The sequence below is a fragment of the Staphylococcus sp. HMSC061G12 genome, assembly GCF_001838465.1.
GTDB lineage: Bacteria > Bacillota > Bacilli > Staphylococcales > Staphylococcaceae > Staphylococcus > Staphylococcus simulans.
On sequence record NZ_KV837005.1, the window covers coordinates 1 to 19,123 of the forward strand.

A 19,123-nucleotide genomic window follows, 5' to 3' on the forward strand; every position below is an offset into this window, starting at 1 on the left:
GTTTTTACCTGTCTACTTGACGGGAAGCAGTTCACATTATGCGGTAACTGCTCTTATTTTTATACTCAGATATTATCTTTTTTCAATCGCGCAAATATAAGGTGGATTATTTTGTTGGTTAATAAAACCGTATTGTAAGACATGTGCTTTTTGTTGATCGAATTGTTGAAGATATTCAAAGACAACATTGCTTTCTATTCGACCTTCAGGATGGCCAGGGTAAACCACAATTACAATAATACCTTCTGGTGCTAACATTTCAAAAAGTGACTCAATGGCTTGTATAGTAGTTTCAGAAGTCGTCACAATATGTTTATCACCTTTAGGCAAGTATCCTAAATTAAAGATTGCCGCATCAATCGGCAAATCTTCTTGTTTGATGTAGCGTGATACATGTTCATGTCCATCTAAGATCAAAGTAGTGTTGTTATAATCTTTTACTTTCTCTCGTGCTGCTTTGATAGCCGCTTCCTGTATATCAAACCCATACACATGCCCCTTTGGAACATGCTGGGCTAAAAATAATGTGTCATGTCCATTGCCACACGTAGCATCTACTACTGTGCTAGCTTCATTGATGTGAGAGATAATTAATGACTTCGCAAAAGGTAAAATACGTTCTACTTTCATGATTGTTCTACTTTCTCTACAGGTTGATAATGTTCACCTTGTGCGGAATGACGACGTGCTAATTCTGCATCAATCGCATTCAGCACTTCCCACTTATTAACACTCCACATTGGTCCAACCATTAAATCAATTGGGCCATCACCTGTAATACGATGAATAATCATTTCAGGTGGTAAGATTTCTAATTGATCACAAACTAAGTTGACATATTCTTCTTGTGACATAAAATTCAACATGCCTTTTTCATATTGTTTTACCATCGGTGTGCCTTTAAGTAAGTGTAATAGATGGATTTTGATACCTTGAACATCCATTTGTGCGACAGTTTTTGCTGTTTCCATCATCATGTCATAATCTTCACCAGGCAAACCATTAATAATATGAGTACACACGTTAATATTATGTTTTCTCAATTTAGCAACACCATCATAATATGTCTGCATATCATGTGCACGGTTGATTAAATCAGAAGTTTCTTGATGTACGGTTTGTAATCCTAATTCCACCCATAAATACGTACGTTTGTTTAAATCGGCTAAGTATTCAACCACATCGTCAGGAAGACAGTCAGGTCTTGTTCCAATGGATAAGCCGACAACACCAGGTTCTTTCAACACAGGTTCAAATTTTTCTTTTAACACTTCGACAGGTGCGTGTGTATTTGTAAAGGCTTGGAAATAAGCAATATATTTACCTTCATGCCATTTTTCATGCATGCGTTCTTTAATTTCTTTAAATTGTACATCAATCGGATCTGCACGATTTCCCGCAAAGTCACCACTTCCTGCAGCTGAGCAGAATGTGCAACCGCCATGTGCAACAGTGCCGTCTCGGTTTGGGCAATCAAAGCCTCCATCTAATGCGACTTTAAATATCTTTTGTCCGAATCTATTTTTTAAATGGTAATTCCATGTATGATAACGTTTATCTTCAAATGCATACGTAAAATATCGACCCATATGACATTTTCCTTTCTTAAATTAATCCATTGTAAGATTTTACCATAAATTGAAGGGACATGTTGAGGAGAAAATCCGAATTAGGTCTTTTATTCATTTGAAAATTATAGTAAGATGATTTGGTTGCAAAATCCAAAATTCAATTCAATATAAATCCTAAACACGTTTCGCTTACAGTTATTTGTCTCTGTTTGCGAAATTTTTATTGGTAAAAATACAGAACGTTTTTGCCTGAGAAAAAGATAAAAAGAATAGAAAGCGGGTGGAACAGTATGAATATGCCTAAATCCATTTGGTGGTTAGTTATTGGTATGGCCATCAATATTATGGGTGCTAGTTTTTTATGGCCTTTAAATACGATTTATATGAGTCAGGAATTAGGGAAGAGTTTGACGACTGCCGGAATGGTTTTAATGATCAACTCTTTAGGTATGGTTGTCGGGAACTTATTAGGTGGCTTTTTCTTTGATAAGCTCGGTGGTTTTATTACGATTATGAGCGGTGCAGTGATTTGTTTATGTGCAACGACATTATTGAATTTCTATCATGGATGGCCTTTATATGCGGTATGGTTAGTCATGTTAGGATTTGGCGGCGGTATCATTATCCCGGCAATTTATGCGATGGCAGGTGCAGTTTGGCCGAATGGTGGACGCCAAACTTTTAATGCGATCTATTTAGCACAAAACTTAGGTGTCGCATTTGGAGCTGCTATTGCTGGGTATGTAGCTGAACTCAGCTTTAATTACATTTTCATCGCAAACTTGTTAATGTATGTCGCATTCTTTATCGTGGCAGTGACACAATTTAATTTACAATATCGCGGTAAAGTTAAAATACCCGATGCAAATCAATGGGCACAAAAGAAATATCGCAAACGTTTTGTGGCTTTGTTATTACTTTGTGTTATGTTTTCAATTTGTTGGATTGCATATATTCAATGGGAAAGTACTATCGCTTCATTCACTCAAGAAATGAATATTTCATTGTCTCAATACAGTGTTCTATGGACAATTAACGGTATTATGATCTTAGTAGCCCAACCTTTAATTTATCCGGTTATTCGCTTACTTAGAGGTAATTTGAAGAAACAGATGTTTGTCGGAATTTGCGTATTCATCGTGTCATTCTTTGTGACAAGCTTTGCGGAGCAATTCTCAGTATTTGTGATTGGGATGATCATTTTAACGCTTGGTGAAATGTTCGTATGGCCAGCCGTTCCAACTATTGCGAATCAATTAGCGCCTGAAGGTAAACAAGGTGCTTATCAAGGTATTGTTAATTCAGCAGCGACGGTCGGTAAAGCATTCGGACCTTTAATCGGCGGTATTTTAGTTGACAGTTTCAATATGCAAGCCATGTTCTTAACGATGATGGGCTTATTGTTTATTTCGATGTTTTTCTTATTTATATATGATAAACGTTTATCACCAGATGAATTTGATGTTTAAACAAGGTATACGTGGTATATCTTGTTTTTTTCTTTTTATGGATAAGCAGGGACGTAGAAAAACTTCATTTATATATCAATGAGAATAGAAGCGGTGACTAGGAATTTAAGACTTGCATTAAGAGTTAGAATAAAATATAGTTATAAGTGTATATGGAGTAGTAATTTAATGGACTTATCAAGAGAGCTGGTGTTCGGTGCAAACCAGTTAAGTCATTTAAATGAACTTACCAACGATTATATTAAGAATAATACAGCTCGAGCTATTATGTATGAGGTGCGTAGAAGATACGAATGAAGGTGGTACCGCGGCACAATGTCGTCCTTCATAAGCAAAGCATAATAGTTTGAGTTGTATTTTTTTATTAGGAGGAAAGCAAAGTGAGTTTTAATCATCAAGAAATTGAGAAGAAATGGCAAGATTATTGGGCAGAACACAAAACGTTCAAAACGAACGATAACTTGGGTCAAAAGAAATTTTATGCTTTAGATATGTTCCCATATCCATCAGGTGCTGGACTTCATGTTGGGCACCCTGAAGGTTATACAGCAACAGATATTATTTCACGTTACAAACGTATGCAAGGGTACAACGTGTTACATCCTATGGGATGGGATGCTTTCGGTTTACCAGCAGAACAATATGCGTTGAATACAGGTAATGATCCACGTGAATTCACTAAAAAGAATATTCAAACGTTTAAACGCCAAATTCAAGAATTAGGTTTCAGTTATGACTGGGATAGAGAATTAAGCACAACAGATCCTGACTATTATAAATGGACACAATGGGTATTCATCCAACTGTTCAATAAAGGTTTAGCTTATGTTGATGAAGTAGCTGTGAACTGGTGTCCTGAGCTTAAAGCGGTTTTATCTAATGAAGAAGTTGTAGATGGCGTTTCAGAACGTGGTGGTTTCCCAGTATATCGTCGTCCTATGCGTCAATGGGTACTTCGTATTACAGAATATGCAGACCGTTTATTAGAAGACTTAGAAGATTTAGATTGGCCTGAATCAATTAAAGATATGCAACGTAACTGGATTGGTCGTTCTGAAGGGGCAAAAGTTACGTTTGAAGTTGAAAATCATGGCGGTAAAATTGATGTGTTTACGACACGTCCGGACACTATTTATGGTGCGACTTTCGCAGTATTAAGTCCAGAACATGAGTTAGTCTCTCAAATTACAACAGAAGATCATAAAGCAGAAGTGGAAAAATACCAAAAAGATGCTTCTATGAAATCTGATTTGGAACGTACAGATTTAGCAAAAGACAAAACAGGTGTATTCACTGGTGCTTATGCGATTAATCCATTATCTGGTGAAAAATTACCAATCTGGATTGCGGACTATGTCTTATCATCTTATGGTACAGGAGCTGTGATGGCTGTTCCTGCGCATGATGAACGTGACTATGAATTCGCACAAAAATTTGATTTGCCAATCAAAGAAGTTATTGAAGGCGGAGATATTTCAGAAGCGGCATACACTGGCGATGGTCCACATGTAAATTCTGGTGCTTTAGATGGCTTGCATAATGCTGAAGCCATTACAAAAGCAATTGAATTGTTAGAAGAAAAAGGTGCCGGCGAGAAAAAAGTCAATTATAAACTTCGTGACTGGTTATTCAGCCGTCAACGTTATTGGGGTGAACCTATTCCAATTATTCATTGGGAAGATGGCACTATGACAACTGTTCCGACTGATGAATTACCATTATTATTACCAGAAACTGATTCTATCGAACCTTCTGGTACTGGTGAATCTCCACTTGCGAATATTGATGAATTCGTAAACGTTGTAGATCCAGAAACTGGTATGAAGGGCCGTCGTGAAACGAATACTATGCCACAATGGGCAGGTAGTTGCTGGTACTACTTACGCTATATTGATCCGCATAACGATGAAATGTTAGCAGATCCAGAAAAATTAAAACATTGGTTACCGGTTGATTTATATATCGGTGGTGTAGAACACGCTGTACTTCACTTACTCTATGCAAGATTCTGGCATAAAGTACTTTATGATTTAGGCGTTGTACCAACGAAAGAACCATTCCAAAAATTATTCAACCAAGGTATGATCTTAGGTGAAGGTAACGAAAAAATGAGTAAATCTCGTGGTAACGTTGTAAACCCTGATGATATCATCCGTTCTCACGGTGCTGATACATTACGTTTATACGAAATGTTTATGGGACCTTTAGATGCGGCTATCGCTTGGAGTGAAAAAGGTTTAGATGGTTCAAGACGTTTCTTAGACCGTGTTTGGAGATTGTTTGTGAATGAAGATGGCTCATTATCTTCTAAAATTGTAGATACAGATGATAAGTCACTTCAAAAAGTTTATAACCAAACTGTTAAAAAGGTGACAGAAGACTTTGATACATTGAACTTCAACACAGCAATCAGTCAATTGATGGTCTTCATCAATGAAGGTTATAAAGCTGATCAATTATACAAACCATATGTTGAAGGTTTCGTTAAAATGTTATCACCTATTGCACCACACTTAGGTGAAGAACTATGGGCTAAATTAGGTCATGATGAGACAATCAGTTACCAACCTTGGCCAGATTTCGATGAAGCACTGTTAGTAGATGACGAAGTTGAAATCGTTGTCCAAGTCAATGGTAAAGTAAGAGCAAAAGTCTTCATTCCAAAAGATGCGTCAAAAGAAGAAATGGAAGATATTGCGTTACACAATGAGAATGTTAAATTAGATATAGGGGATAAAGACATCAAGAAAGTCATCGCAGTTCCGCAAAAATTAGTTAATATTGTAGCTAAATAATAAAGGAGGATGATTAAGTTATGGAATCAATCACAACTGATGAATTGAAAAAGAAAATGTTCGATAATGAACCAATTCATATCGTTGATGTCCGAGAAAACGAAGAAACAGCGAAAGGTATTATTCCAGGAGCAACAACTATTCCAATGAATGAAATTCCTGATAACCTTAATGAATTCAATGAGAATGATACGTATTACATTATCTGTGCTGCAGGTGTTCGCAGTGCGAATGTAGTGAATTACTTGAAAGAACAAAATCCTAATATTCGTGCGGTTAATGTAGAAGGCGGCATGAAAGCTTGGGGCGATGAAGGTTTAGAAATTAATAGTATCTAATTGAATGATAATAGCCGAAACTGGTCGTAAAATTACGATGCAGTTTCGGCTATTTTTCATTTTGTTGATTAAATTAAATGGAAAACTATTCAAACTGTCCGGCATTGATACCTGATACACGGCCTGTAACCAATGCGCTTGTAATATTGTAACCGCCAGTATAACCATGAATATCTAAAACTTCACCGCATAAAAATAGGCCAGGTGTAATTTTTGACATCATTGTATGCGGTTCAATTTCTTTAATAGAAACACCGCCACCTGTCACAAATGCTTTTTCAATAGGTAACGTACCATTCACTGTAAATGTAAAACCTTTGAACAGTTGTGCAAGCGTCAGGATTTGTTGGTTGGAAATATGATGACCTGTAGTGTCTTCAGCTACACCAGCTTGTTCTAGTATAAAGTTGAGATAGCGTTCTTCTATAATCCCACGCAGACTGTTTTTAACAAGTTTATCTGGTGTTTTTTTAATTAAAGATTTGATACGCGCTTGAACCTCATTTTCTTTTTCGTCAGGGAACACATCTAATTGCATTTGAATGTCTTGTTTCTTTTGAGATTTTTGTTCTTTGTAGACGAATTGGCTGCATCGTAATGCGGCTGGACCACTGATTCCAAAATGAGTGAAAATCATATCCATTTGATGTGTGATACGCGGTTTGCCATTTTTTCTAAGCACTGATAATGCGACATCTTTTAAACTCAATCCTTTTAGAGTCTTCCTGATAATAAAAGGTTCTTTAGAAGTAATTGGGACTTCAGTAGGGAAGAGTTCAGTTATGGTATGACCGAGAGACTCAGCAAACGTATAGCCATCTCCAGTTGATCCTGTTTGCGGAACACTTGTCCCACCCGTCGCAATAACAACGGTCTTACTATGATAAACTTGATCATTTTGATCTGTCACAATAAAATGGCCGTCCTCATCTAGCTTAATATGTTTGACTGCAGTTTCTTCTTTAATTTCAACATTATTATTTTTGAGTTCTTGAACTAAAGTATCTACGACGTCTTGAGCACGGTTAGAAACCGGGAACATTCTGCCGTGATCTTCTTCTTTAAGTTTCACACCGCGAGATTCGAAGAACTCAATAATGGATTCGTTATCAAAGACTGAAAAAGGACTGTATAAGAATTTTCCGTTACCTGGAATGTGGCGAATAATTTCATCATAGGGCAGTCGATTTGTGACATTACATCGTCCGCCGCCTGAAATTTTTAATTTTCTGCCGAGTCCTTTTTTCTTTTCTATTAATAATACTTTTTGTTTGTTTTGACTTGCGGCTGCTGCAGACATTAAACCACTGGGTCCGCCGCCGATAATAATCGATTGATACATATAATCGGTACGCGCTGAAATGTATATGCGCGTCTGCCTCCTTTAAATTTGATTTCTGTATAGTATTTAGGTTATTGTGAAAGCTTAGGTGAGTCATTTGCTTGTTTTGCAGTGCCTGCGATATATTTCTCTGACACTGTTGTGAAATTATTTATATAATCTTTCCTGTTAACACTATTTTAAGCTATAATACTAATGAAAAAAAGTAACTGCTGACAATTGTCGGTAGTAGGATAAGATTAAAATTATTTTCAGATAGGAAGATTGTAATGAATGAAAGTCAAGAATTAGTAAGAGGGACCTTTCTTCTAACGGTAAGTATTTTAATAACTAAAATACTAGGTGTGCTATTTATCATTCCGTTTTATGCCATTATCGGCGGAGAAGAAAACTTGGCCCCGTTCAACTATGCATATGCACCTTATAATATTGCGATTGCGGTAGCAACTGCTGGTGTGCCATTGGCCGCATCAAAATATGTTGCGAAATATAATGCAATCGGTGCATATCATGTCAGTCAAAAGTTATATCGATCAAGTTTTATCGTTATGTCAATCAGCGGTGTTATCGGTTTTATTATTTTATATGCATTATCACCATTGATTGCCAATGTGACACTTGCGCATAAATCAAACATAGAGGGCGGCTGGACTGTCGAAGACATCACGTGGATTATTCGTATTATCAGTACAGTTGTTATCTTCATTCCGTTACTTGCAACTTGGCGAGGTGTGTTCCAAGGATTTAAATCTATGGGACCTACAGCTGTTTCTGAAGTAACTGAACAAGTTGCACGTATTATTTTCATTTTAGGCGGCAGTTATGTCGTGTTAAATGTGATGGGTGGATCAGTATTGATGGCGAATGGTGTCGCTACGTTCGCGGCAGCAATCGGTGCTATCGTCGGTATCTTTACGCTATGGTATTACTGGCGTAAGCGTAAACCGCATATTGATAAAATGGTAGCGTCTGATACCACTGGTTTAGATGTACCATATTCAAAAATGTATAAGGAAATTATTTCTTATAGTATCCCGTTTGTCATTGTGAGTTTGAACTTCCCATTATTCAATATTGTAGACCAATTAACACATAACAATGCGTTAGGTATGGCAGGAGTACCGCAACAATTGCATGACTACTTCTTTACAATCTTGAATATGACAACAAATAAAATTGTGATGATACCAACATCTTTAGCTGCTGGTTTCGCGATTAGTTTAATCCCTTATATCACTAAAACTTATGAGTCAGGGGAATTATCAGAAATGCATCGTCAAATCAGAACATCATTAGGTGTATTGATGTTCATCACTGTTCCAGCAAGTTTAGGTATTATGGCTTTAGCAGCACCGTTATATACAGTGTTCTATAGCAGTAACTTTGACGGAAGTCGTTTATTATTCTTCTATGCACCCGTCGCGATGCTGATTTCTTTATTAAGTATTACAGCATCAATGCTGCAAGGAATTGATAAACAGAAATTGACAGTGTTTGTTATATTAGCAGCAGTCGTCGTTAAGGTTGTCTTGAACTTCCCATTAATTGTCGCATTCCATACAGCAGGTGCGGTATTAAGTACAGGTATCGCATTATTGTTTGCGAACATATGTAACTTTTATATTTTGAAAAAGTATGCTAAGTTTACATTTACAGAAACTTGGATACAGTTTGCGAAAATCTTTATCTATGGCTTTATCATGATGCTTTGTGTTGAAGCAGCATATTGGGTAATGCAACTGATTGTGTCACCGCAAACTAAAATCGGAAGTCTGATTATCTTAATTGTGGGGGTTGTTATCGGCATGGTTGTTTATGGCGGTATCACGCTGAAAACAAGACTTGCTGACCAATTTTTAGGTGAATTGCCAAGCAAGTTACGTAGAAAGTTGAGAATCTCATAATGCGATTGGATAAATTTTTATCGAACATGGGTGTCGGAACACGCAGTGAGGTAAAACAATTGCTTAAACAGAACGCTGTTGAAGTGAATAACAAAAAAGAAAAACAAAGCAAACGACAAATTGATCCGAATTCAGATATCATTACAGTCAATGGAGAACAAATAACTTATATTGATAAGATTTATCTGATGCTCAATAAACCTGAAGGCTATGTGTCTGCTGTAGAGGATGCAGAACACTTAACGGTTATCGGATTAATTGAAGACTACCAATATTTAGACATATTTCCGGTAGGTCGTCTTGATAAAGATACTGAAGGCTTATTATTGATTACGAATGATGGGCAATTTAATCATGATGTAATGAGTCCGAATAAACACGTATCGAAAGTATATCGTGTTGAAGCAGCACTGCCTGTAACAGAGGAAGATGTACAAAAGTTTGAACAAGGTATTGAATTATCAGATGGACCGGTTAAACCTGCAAAGCTTGAACTAACGGAAAATCCAAGGATTGTGTACGTTACAATTCAAGAAGGACGTTACCATCAAGTAAAAAGGATGTTTCACGCAATTGAAAATGAGGTAACTAAATTAAAGCGAGTTCAAATCGGAAGCTTAAAACTAGATGATAATCTGTCAAAAGGTGCATATCGTACTTTGACGGAAGCAGAATTAGAACTAGTGAAAAACTAATTTCTTAAAGGACAAGGTGATTATTATGGCAAAATCAAGTAACTTTTTTAAAGCAGTACTAGGTATTGGTGCAGCAACTGCAGCAGTATTATTATCAAGAAAAGAAAGCAGAGATCGTCTAAAACAAGAGTATGATAAATACAAAGAAAATCCAGAATCATACAAAGAAAATGCTAAAGAATTAGCGAACCAAGTTGCATCTAAAGCAACTGAAACGTTCAACGAAGTAAAACAAGATCCTAAAGGCTATGCTGAAAAAGTAAAACAAGATCCTAAAGGTTTCTTACAAGAGCAAAAAGCTCGCTTCTCTAATTCAGAAGATGCAGCATCACCAACTTTAGATGATGTTAAACAATCTGATGAAGCACAAAATAATATCAGAATTGTGACTGAAGAAGACTTAAAACAAAATGACAATAAAGGTTCAAACGATACTAAATAATAGCAATTGAACTTTCAGTACCTTAGCGAATAGCTAAGGTATTTTTTTATTTAAAAATTTCATTCTGAGATGACTGTGATGACAACATTTTGAGATTAAGTCAGAAAATTAAGTAGGTTCCCACTGTTGTTTAAGAATCAGTTAGGGTAAAATATAGAGTGAACTAAAATTTGAGAAGGAAGTTGATCACGAATGTGGAAAGAAAAAGTGCAAGAATACCAAGATCAAATTATTGCTGATTTAAACGGCTTACTTTCAATTGAAAGTGTCAGAGATGATAGCAAAGCTACACCTGATGCACCGCTAGGTCCAGGTCCTAGAGCTGCGCTTGATTATATGTATCAAATTGCAGAACGTGACGGATTTAATGTCCACGATGTCGATCATGTTGCAGGAAGAATTGAAGCAGGTAAAGGTGAAGACTTATTCGGCATTCTTTGTCATGTTGACGTGGTACCTGCAGGTGAAGGTTGGGATACACCACCGTTTGAACCGACTGTAACTGAAGATGCAATTATTGCACGTGGTACATTGGATGATAAAGGTCCAACAATTGCTGCGTACTATGCGGTTAAAATCTTAAATGAAATGAATGTAGACTGGAAAAAACGTGTACACATTATCATTGGTACAGATGAAGAATCAGACTGGACTTGTGTAGATCGTTATTTCAAAACAGAAGAAATGCCTGAACTAGGCTTTGCACCTGATGCAGAATTCCCTGCAATCCATGGTGAAAAAGGTATTACAACATTCGATATTGAATTAGCTGGTGAAGCAAAAGATTCTACTGATACAAATTCAGAAGTTACACTTTTATCATTTGAATCTGGACAACGCTATAACATGGTTCCAGATGAAGCAGTTGCACATCTCAAAGTTAAAAATAACAATTCAGAAGTAACAGAACGTTACCAACAATATCTAGAAGCACATGAACTTGTAGGTAACAGTGAATTAGAAGACGATAAGCTGGTTTTACGATTAAAAGGTAAAGCGGTCCATGGTATGGATCCATCTATCGGTTTAAATGCCGGTTTGTTCTTACTCCACTTCTTACGTGGATTAGAATTAGATACTCAAGCAGCTAAATTCGTTGATTTAAGTGAACGTTACTTATTCGAATCTCACTTCGGTGAAAAAATGGGTATGAAATTCCATACTGATAAAATGGGAGACTTAACAACAAATATCGGTATTATTTCATATACATTGCCTGAAGGCGGAAGATTCGGTGTGAACTTACGTTATCCAGAGGGATTTGAATTTGATGAAGCAATTGAAGGATTCAAGCATGAAGTGAATGATTTAGGATTCGAACTTAAACTTGGGAAAGTTCAACGTCCGCACTATGTAGATAAAGAAGATCCATTTGTACAATCATTAGTTCAAGCTTATCGTAATCAAACAGGTGACATGACTGAGCCTTATACAATTGGCGGAGGTACTTATGCACGTAATTTAGATAAAGGCGTAGCATTCGGAGCAATGTTCAGCGACTCAGAGGACTTAATGCATCAAAGAAATGAATATATTACGAAAAAACAACTTTTCAATGCTACTAGCATTTATTTAGAAGCGCTATACGCATTATGTGTGGAGGAATGAGTATGACAAACAAGGTATTTTTGAACGGCCAATTTGTAGATGAACAGGATGCAAATGTACCATACAATGACAGAGGTTATAACTTTGGTGACGGTATTTACGAATACATTCGTATTTATGACAATACATTATTTACTGTAAAAGAACACTTTGAAAGATTTTTACGAAGTGCGTCAGAATTAAATATTGATTTAGATGAAACAATAGAATCACTAACTGACAAAGTAAAAAAACTTGCAGAAGTAAATAATGTTGAAAATGGTGGGGTGTATATCCAAGTTACTCGTGGTGCAGCACCAAGAGATCATGCATTCCCTGGACCAGATGTTAAACCTCAGATGATGGCATTTACAAGAAGCTACGGCAGACCTGTGGAAAAACTAGAAAATGGTATCAATGCTGTTACTGTAGAAGATATTCGTTGGTTAAGATGTGATATCAAAAGCTTAAATTTATTAGGCAACGTGCTTGCGAAAGAATACGCTGTGAAATATAACGCTGATGAAGCAATCCAACATCGTGGCGAAACAGTTACTGAAGGAGCTTCAAGTAACGTTTACGCAATTAAAGACGGTGTTGTTTATACACATCCTACGAATAATTATATTTTGAATGGTATTACGAGACGAGTTATTAAAGCAGTTGCTGAAGAACAAGAAATCCCATTTAAAGAAGAAACGTTTACAGTGGATTTCTTAAAGCAAGCAGATGAAATTATTGTTTCTAGTACGTCTGTTGAAGTGATGCCTGTAATTAAATTGGATGGTGAAGCGGTCGGCAATGGTGAAGTCGGTCCAATTACTCGCCAATTACAAAAAGGCTTCGAACAAAAAATTGAGGAAAGTCATTAATTTCATGATTTTCTCCAACTTACCTTGAAAATGTGTTATAATTTTATTTTGTCGCTACTGAAAATTTAATTATTTTCAATAGCTTTCTAGAAAGTAAAATGTGTCTTTTTGTTTCTCATTTTTGGTTGAAAACCAAGGTTAAAAATTATAAAATTAACAATGAGTGCTAAGGACGTAAAAGTATTAAACTTTTTAAAGAAATATAAAATATGGCTCTTGAAATACACTTCTAGAGCCATTTTCTAATTGAAAGCGAGGTGAACGTGTTGGAGCAGTTCTATCAGTTAGGATGGACTTTAGATTCTGCTGGAGGCGCATCCGGAGAGGCTTATATGGCCGAACAAGATGGTCAAAAGCTATTTTTGAAAAGAAATTCTAATCCATTTATAGCGGCATTATCAGCTGAAGGTATTGTCCCTAAATTAGTTTGGACAAAACGAATAGAAACAGGGGAAGTTGTCACAGCGCAACATTGGAAAAATGGCAGAGAATTGACTTTCGAAGAAATGACTCAGACAAGAGTGGCTAAGTTATTGAAAAAAATCCATAGCTCAAAAACATTATTGACCATGTTGAAAAGAATGGAAATGGAACCTATTACACCAGATATTCTATACAATAAAATCAATACCTCGCTTTCCAGACAGGTACTGACGCATCATGTAGTCAGAAAAGCCTTGACGTATCTTGAAGAGCATAAACCTCATTTGGACCCTCGCTTTTATACAGTCGTTCATGGAGATGTAAATCATAATAATTGGTTGCTATCTGATCGTGATGAACTTTATTTAGTCGACTGGGAAGGTGCAATGTTAGCAGATCCTGCCATCGATATCGGAATGCTGCTTTACAATTACGTTCCTCAAAATGAGTGGTCAGAATGGCTTGAAAAATATGGTTGCAAAGAATCATTTGATTTAAGTAAAAGAATGAAATGGTATACCGTTATTCAAGCGATTGGTCTTGTAGAGTGGTCTGAAGAACAGAAACGTTATAAAGATATGAATATATGGCTGAAATTTTTAAATGAAGTGATGAACAGCAACGTATTTATTTGAGGAGAATAAGCAAATGAGATTAAGAAATAAACCTTGGGCAGAGGATTATTTGCGCAAACATAATACAGTTGTAGATATGGATGGAACGCATGCTGGCGAGATGTCAGCATGGTTCGATAAATCACAACCGATTTATATTGAAGTCGGTTCTGGAATGGGGCAGTTTATTACAGAACTCGCTGCACAACATCCTGAAGTCAACTTTGTCTCTTTAGAAAGAGATAAAAACGTGATGATTCGTGTGTTAGATAAAGTGTTGGAAAAGGATTTGCAGAATATCAAACTAATTTGTAATGATGCAATGGAATTAACTGATTACTTTAAACCTGGCGAAATTGATCGTGTTTATTTAAATTTTTCTGATCCATGGCCGAAAAAACGACATGCGAAGCGAAGACTAACGTATCACACGTTCCTTGCATTATATAAAACGATTTTGAAAGAAGATGGAGAAATCCATTTCAAGACTGATAATCGAGGATTATTTGCTTATAGTTTAGAAAGTATGTCTCAGTTCGGTATGTATTTTACTAAGATTAATCTCAATCTTCATGATGAAGATGATGAGGATAATATTGAAACTGAATATGAAAGAAAGTTTGCGGATAAAGGTTCACGTATTTACCGAATGGAAGCAAAGTTTCATCATTAATCACTGCATTCAATCGAATGCAGTTTTTTTGCGTTTCTAAAGTTTGAAAATATGTCTATATCAACCTATACTTAGTTATATATCTGAACGTTAGGGTGAGGCTTTTGAAACTAGGAAAATTTAAAATCCATGATTTGAACGGTGGTATGACGCACATGGACGGAGGCACGATGTTCGGTCCGGTTCCGAAACCCTTATGGGATAGAAAAATACCAGCAAATGAAAAGAACCAAGTACCCATGAGTGTATCTCCGATTTTAGTTCAAACAGAAGAACACAATATCTTGATTGATACAGGTTTAGGTGAAGGCAAGCTTACTGAAAAACAAAAACGTAACTTTGGTGTTGAAAATGAAGGATTAATTGAAGAAGGGCTGCAAAAGCTCGGTTTAACATCAGAGGACATTGATATTGTCTTGATGACCCATATGCATTATGATCACGCTTCAGGTTTATCTGATGTAGAAGGTCATGCGAAATTCCCAAATGCAGTTCATTATATACAACAAGATGAATGGCACGAATTTTTAGCACCTAATCTACGCAGCAAAGCAACATATTGGCCTGAACTTAATCTCGGTGATTATCAAAAGCATTTAATTTTATTTGAAGATGAGATTGAGGTTGTGCCAGGTGTTCATATGTATCATACGGGTGGCCATAGTTTTGGCCATAGTATAATTACTATTGAAAGTGATGGAGAAAAAGCAGTCCATATGGCAGATATTTTTCCTTCACATGCGCATATGAACCCATTATGGGTAACATCGTATGATGATTATCCAATGCAATCAATCAGAGAGAAAGAAAGATGGCTGCCTTGGTTGATTATGCAGGATTATTGGTTCTTGTTTTATCATGATGCGTCATACTTTGCGCTTAAATTTGATAAAGAAGATCATTCTATCAAAGCAGAAATAAAAAGAAATCAATAACTTAAAACAAATGCAACAAAAAACAATGTCTCCGTTATACGGAAACATTGTTAGAATAAGTATGCATACCAATATCATTAAACTTCTTTTATGTTAATGATTTTACCATTTGTCGCATCGGCGATAAATTCATAATTACTGATTTTGCCGTGGTTTTTAGTTGTAACACCGCCACGGTATATTTCATAATGAATACCGTCTTGTTCGAATGGTTGAGGTTCTGAGACAATGTATGACCCTGTCACGTTCATAAAGTAGCTTTTCACTTCTTCAATTAACTTTTGCGGGTTATACTTTTTAGTGCCTAAAAATGTGAGGTAAGCTAGTAAACTACTCAATAAAACTGTGATTGGTAATACTATCAATAACAAAATTTTTCTTCGAGACATCTCAATTTATACCTCCACTTACGTTATAACAATATTCTACCATAACATTAGGAGGATAATGAATTATTAAGGAGCGATGAACAGTGGAAATTGCGAAAAATGAAACATTACAACATATTAAAGCTTTAACAGAATTTCATGGTGCACCAGGTTTTGAACAAGATTTAAGAGCGTACATAAAAAAAGAAATGGAACCATACGCTGACGAGTTCATCTATAACCGTATGGGTGGATTTTACGCGGTAAAAAAATCTAAAAAAGAAAATGCGAAAAAAGTGATGGTAGCAGCACATATGGATGAAGTCGGTTTTATGATTACTGACATTACATCAAATGGTATGCTGCACTTTACGAACTTAGGCGGCGTTGCTGCAGATATATGGCAAGGTCAACGTTTAAAAGTCAAAACAAGACAACAAGAAATTATTACAGGTGTCGTTGCAAGCATTCCTAAACATTTCAGAACAGGTAATGAAGGTCAACCGCAAATTAAAGATTTAATGTTAGACATCGGTAGTGACTCTGCAGATGAAGTCAGAGCACGTGGTGTAGAAATTGGAGATTCAATTGTTCCTGATACCTCTTTAATTCAATTATCTGAACATCGTTTTGCGGGTAAAGCATGGGATAATCGTTATGGTTGTTTATTAGCGATTGAAATTTTAAAATTATTTAAAGACAAAGAACTAGATGTTGATTTATATGTAGGTGCAAATGTCCAAGAAGAAGTCGGTTTAAGAGGTGCACGTGCAGCTGCAGAACAAATTGATCCAGATGTAGCATTTGTAGTCGATTGTTCACCAGCTAACGATATGAAAGGTGTACAACAACTTTCTGGTAAACTGGGAGCAGGAACATTAATCCGTATTAAAGATGGAACCATGATTCTTAAACCAGCATTCAGAGATTATTTATTAGAACAAGCACAACAACATGATATTAATACACAATATTATATTTCACCAGGCGGCACTGATGGAGGAGAGATTCACAAAGCGAACATAGGTATCCCAACTGCAGTCATTGGTGTTTGTGCACGCTATATTCATAGCTCCGATTCAGTATTTGATATCAGAGATTATTATTCAGCAAGAGCATTACTTGAAGCATCTATTTTAGGATTAGATGATGAAACCATTGCACATTTACAATATTCATAAATAAGAAGAAAGAAGTGGATAAATATGAAACAATTAGAATCAGTAGAAGCGTTTGAACAACTTAAACAAGGTAAAACTGTATTTATGTTTACAGCAGATTGGTGCGTAGATTGTCGTTTTATCGCACCGAGACTTCCTGAATTAGAAGAAAAACATCCGGACTATACATTTGTGTCAGTAGATCGCGATAAATTTATTGATTTAGCAGCGGACTTAGGAATTATGGGGATTCCAAGCTTTTTAGTTTACGAGAACGGCGAACAAGTCGGAAGTTATGTCAGCAAAGATAGAAAAACGATTGAACAAATCAGCGAATTTATTACGAATATTTAAATAAAAATACCCTTAGGAAATTCACATTTTTTCTGTTCCTAAGGGTATTTTTACGGTAAACTATAAAAAGGTATGTAATTAGGAGTGTTAATATGAATGTCTTTCAAATGAGAGATAAACTAAAAGAACGTTTAAATCATTTAGATGTTAATTTTACATTTAATAGAGAAGAAGATACCTTGCGCATTGCACGTAAAGATAATGGTAAAGGTGTAACGATTAGATTAACACCCATCGTCGCGAAATATAACGATCAACAAGAAAAAATTGTTGATGAGATTGTTTACTATGTCAATGAAACAATTCAACAAATGAGTGATGATGCACTGCAACAAATGGACAATATCAAAGTGATGCCAGTGATGCGTGCAGCAAGTTTCGATAAGGAAACTAAAGAGGGGCATCCGTTTGTGATTGATGCACATACAGCAGAAACAAATATCTATTATGCATTAGATTTAGGAAAGTCTTATCGACTTATTGACGAATCAATGCTGAAACAATTGAATGTGACTGCACAACAAATTAAAGAAATGGCATTATTCAATATCAGAAAATTAGATAACCCATACAAAACAGATGAAGTTAAAGGCAATCTGTTCTATTTTATTAATACGAATGATGGGTACGATGCGAGTAGAATTTTAAACACGCCATTATTAAATCAATTTGAAGAAAACTGTGAAGGTGAAATGTTAGTAGCTGTTCCGCATCAAGATGTTTTAGTTGTGGCAGATATCAGAAATAAAACGGGTTACGATGTGATGGCTCATTTAACCATGGAATTCTTCACGAAAGGTCTTGTACCAATTACATCGCTATCATTCGGATACGATAATGGCCACTTAGAACCTATCTTTATCTTGGCTAAAAATAATAAAAACAAAAAAGATAAGAGTCCAAATGTGGTCCAAGAATTGAGCACAGTAAAAAATCAAAAGAAAAACGATAAGAAATAAGGAGAATAGATAATGAATTTATTTTACAACTTAAACGGCGTAGGAGATGTAGCATTCTTACAAGTAGAACCTGCTGAAGGAGAGTTCGACTATACAACACATGGTGACGTAGTGAGAATTACGTTAGATGGTAAAGCTGTAGGATATAATATCTTCAATGCTTCTAAGCATTTACCAATCGAAGGTAATGGACATATTAAACTTACACCAGAATTATTAGATGGTTTACAAAACGTTTTAAAAGAATCAGGTATTGACGATCAATTAGATTCTGACTTATCACCAAAATTTGTAGTAGGTTATGTTAAAACTAAAGAAAAACATCCAAATGCGGATAAATTAAGCATTTTACAAGTAGATGTTGGAAATGAAACATTACAAATTGTATGTGGTGCGCCAAATGTTGAAGCAGATCAAAAGGTTGTAGTCGCAAAAGTAGGCGCTGTAATGCCTAGCGGTATGGTTATTAAAGATGCTGAATTACGTGGTGTACCATCAAGCGGTATGGTTTGCTCAATGAAAGAATTAAATTTACCGAACGCACCGCAAGAAAAAGGAATTATGGTATTATCTGAGGATTACCAAACAGGACAACCATTTTTCGAAGAATAAAATGATTGGA

At 35.9% G+C, this 19,123-nt stretch carries 19 protein-coding genes and 1 other annotated feature; of the genes, 15 read left to right on the forward strand and 4 right to left on the reverse strand.

Annotated elements, in window-relative coordinates; all coding sequences use genetic code 11:
• Positions 1-72: 72 nt before the first annotated feature.
• Entirely contained in the window at positions 73-630 is a 558-nt protein-coding gene (locus HMPREF2937_RS00470; RefSeq protein ID WP_070863797.1) for a tRNA 5-(aminomethyl)-2-thiouridylate-methyltransferase MnmM, read from the reverse strand.
• Entirely contained in the window at positions 627-1,589 is a 963-nt protein-coding gene (locus tag HMPREF2937_RS00475) for a tRNA modification radical SAM protein MnmL/YtqA (RefSeq protein ID WP_002481235.1), read from the reverse strand. Before HMPREF2937_RS00475 ends, HMPREF2937_RS00470 begins: the two co-directional genes overlap by 4 nt.
• Positions 1,590-1,861: 272 nt before the next feature.
• On the opposite strand from HMPREF2937_RS00475, the gene HMPREF2937_RS00480 reads away from it, so the two are divergent.
• The 3 genes from HMPREF2937_RS00480 to HMPREF2937_RS00490 all read left to right on the forward strand — a co-directional run bounded on the left by HMPREF2937_RS00480 (position 1,862) and on the right by HMPREF2937_RS00490 (position 6,173).
• Positions 1,862-3,040, forward strand: a complete 1,179-nt coding sequence (locus HMPREF2937_RS00480) for an MDR family MFS transporter (protein WP_002481234.1) — start codon at positions 1,862-1,864, stop codon at positions 3,038-3,040.
• 138 nt (positions 3,041-3,178) lie between these two features.
• Positions 3,179-3,369: a binding site (T-box leader), on the forward strand.
• 51 nt (positions 3,370-3,420) lie between these two features.
• Positions 3,421-5,835 carry a leucine--tRNA ligase gene (gene leuS / locus HMPREF2937_RS00485; protein WP_002481232.1) on the forward strand — a complete coding sequence of 805 codons (2,415 nt, stop codon included), beginning with the start codon at positions 3,421-3,423 and terminating at the stop codon, positions 5,833-5,835.
• A 20-nt stretch (positions 5,836-5,855) separates the two neighbouring features.
• Positions 5,856-6,173: a rhodanese-like domain-containing protein gene (locus tag HMPREF2937_RS00490; protein WP_070863798.1), complete on the forward strand. Its 318-nt coding sequence runs from the start codon at positions 5,856-5,858 to the stop codon at positions 6,171-6,173.
• Positions 6,174-6,258: 85 nt separating this feature from the next.
• Here the strand turns inward: HMPREF2937_RS00490 and HMPREF2937_RS00495 are convergent, their stop codons facing one another.
• Positions 6,259-7,515 carry a BaiN/RdsA family NAD(P)/FAD-dependent oxidoreductase gene (locus HMPREF2937_RS00495; RefSeq protein ID WP_070863799.1) on the reverse strand — a complete coding sequence of 419 codons (1,257 nt, stop codon included), beginning with the start codon at positions 7,513-7,515 and terminating at the stop codon, positions 6,259-6,261.
• Positions 7,516-7,784: 269 nt separating this feature from the next.
• Here HMPREF2937_RS00495 and HMPREF2937_RS00500 point away from each other — a divergent pair, with 269 nt between their 5' ends.
• The 8 genes from HMPREF2937_RS00500 to HMPREF2937_RS00535 all read left to right on the forward strand — a co-directional run bounded on the left by HMPREF2937_RS00500 (position 7,785) and on the right by HMPREF2937_RS00535 (position 15,660).
• Positions 7,785-9,419 carry a putative polysaccharide biosynthesis protein gene (locus HMPREF2937_RS00500; protein WP_002481228.1) on the forward strand — a complete coding sequence of 545 codons (1,635 nt, stop codon included), beginning with the start codon at positions 7,785-7,787 and terminating at the stop codon, positions 9,417-9,419.
• Positions 9,419-10,114, forward strand: a complete 696-nt coding sequence (locus tag HMPREF2937_RS00505; protein WP_023015990.1) for a pseudouridine synthase — start codon at positions 9,419-9,421, stop codon at positions 10,112-10,114. The genes HMPREF2937_RS00500 and HMPREF2937_RS00505 overlap by 1 nt, the downstream gene beginning before the upstream one ends.
• A gap of 25 nt (positions 10,115-10,139) precedes the next feature.
• Positions 10,140-10,556 (forward strand): YtxH domain-containing protein, encoded by a 417-nt coding sequence (locus tag HMPREF2937_RS00510; RefSeq protein ID WP_057509789.1) that lies wholly within the window; start codon positions 10,140-10,142, stop codon positions 10,554-10,556.
• A gap of 192 nt (positions 10,557-10,748) precedes the next feature.
• Positions 10,749-12,164: a dipeptidase PepV gene (pepV, locus tag HMPREF2937_RS00515; RefSeq protein WP_002481225.1), complete on the forward strand. Its 1,416-nt coding sequence runs from the start codon at positions 10,749-10,751 to the stop codon at positions 12,162-12,164.
• 2 nt (positions 12,165-12,166) lie between these two features.
• Positions 12,167-13,015, forward strand: coding sequence for a D-amino-acid transaminase (gene dat / locus HMPREF2937_RS00520; protein WP_023015988.1), 849 nt, complete (start codon positions 12,167-12,169; stop codon positions 13,013-13,015).
• A gap of 266 nt (positions 13,016-13,281) precedes the next feature.
• Positions 13,282-14,073, forward strand: a complete 792-nt coding sequence (locus tag HMPREF2937_RS00525) for a phosphotransferase family protein (protein ID WP_070863800.1) — start codon at positions 13,282-13,284, stop codon at positions 14,071-14,073.
• Between the two features lie 13 nt (positions 14,074-14,086).
• Positions 14,087-14,725: a tRNA (guanosine(46)-N7)-methyltransferase TrmB gene (gene trmB, locus HMPREF2937_RS00530; protein WP_002481222.1), complete on the forward strand. Its 639-nt coding sequence runs from the start codon at positions 14,087-14,089 to the stop codon at positions 14,723-14,725.
• Between the two features lie 104 nt (positions 14,726-14,829).
• Positions 14,830-15,660 (forward strand): YtnP family quorum-quenching lactonase, encoded by an 831-nt coding sequence (locus HMPREF2937_RS00535; RefSeq protein WP_057509792.1) that lies wholly within the window; start codon positions 14,830-14,832, stop codon positions 15,658-15,660.
• Positions 15,661-15,737: 77 nt separating this feature from the next.
• Here the strand turns inward: HMPREF2937_RS00535 and HMPREF2937_RS00540 are convergent, their stop codons facing one another.
• Positions 15,738-16,049 (reverse strand): hypothetical protein, encoded by a 312-nt coding sequence (locus HMPREF2937_RS00540; RefSeq protein ID WP_002481220.1) that lies wholly within the window; start codon positions 16,047-16,049, stop codon positions 15,738-15,740.
• 83 nt (positions 16,050-16,132) lie between these two features.
• Between HMPREF2937_RS00540 and HMPREF2937_RS00545 the strand changes: the two genes are divergently transcribed.
• From HMPREF2937_RS00545 to ytpR, 4 genes are all read left to right on the forward strand, one after another.
• Positions 16,133-17,209 (forward strand): M42 family metallopeptidase, encoded by a 1,077-nt coding sequence (locus HMPREF2937_RS00545; RefSeq protein ID WP_002481219.1) that lies wholly within the window; start codon positions 16,133-16,135, stop codon positions 17,207-17,209.
• Positions 17,210-17,233: 24 nt separating this feature from the next.
• Positions 17,234-17,542, forward strand: a complete 309-nt coding sequence (locus tag HMPREF2937_RS00550; protein ID WP_002481218.1) for a thioredoxin family protein — start codon at positions 17,234-17,236, stop codon at positions 17,540-17,542.
• A 92-nt stretch (positions 17,543-17,634) separates the two neighbouring features.
• Complete coding sequence (locus HMPREF2937_RS00555) at positions 17,635-18,501, forward strand: DUF1444 domain-containing protein (protein WP_002481217.1); 867 nt, start codon at positions 17,635-17,637, stop codon at positions 18,499-18,501.
• A gap of 12 nt (positions 18,502-18,513) precedes the next feature.
• Complete coding sequence (ytpR, locus tag HMPREF2937_RS00560) at positions 18,514-19,113, forward strand: YtpR family tRNA-binding protein (RefSeq protein WP_002481216.1); 600 nt, start codon at positions 18,514-18,516, stop codon at positions 19,111-19,113.
• Positions 19,114-19,123 lie beyond the last annotated feature (10 nt).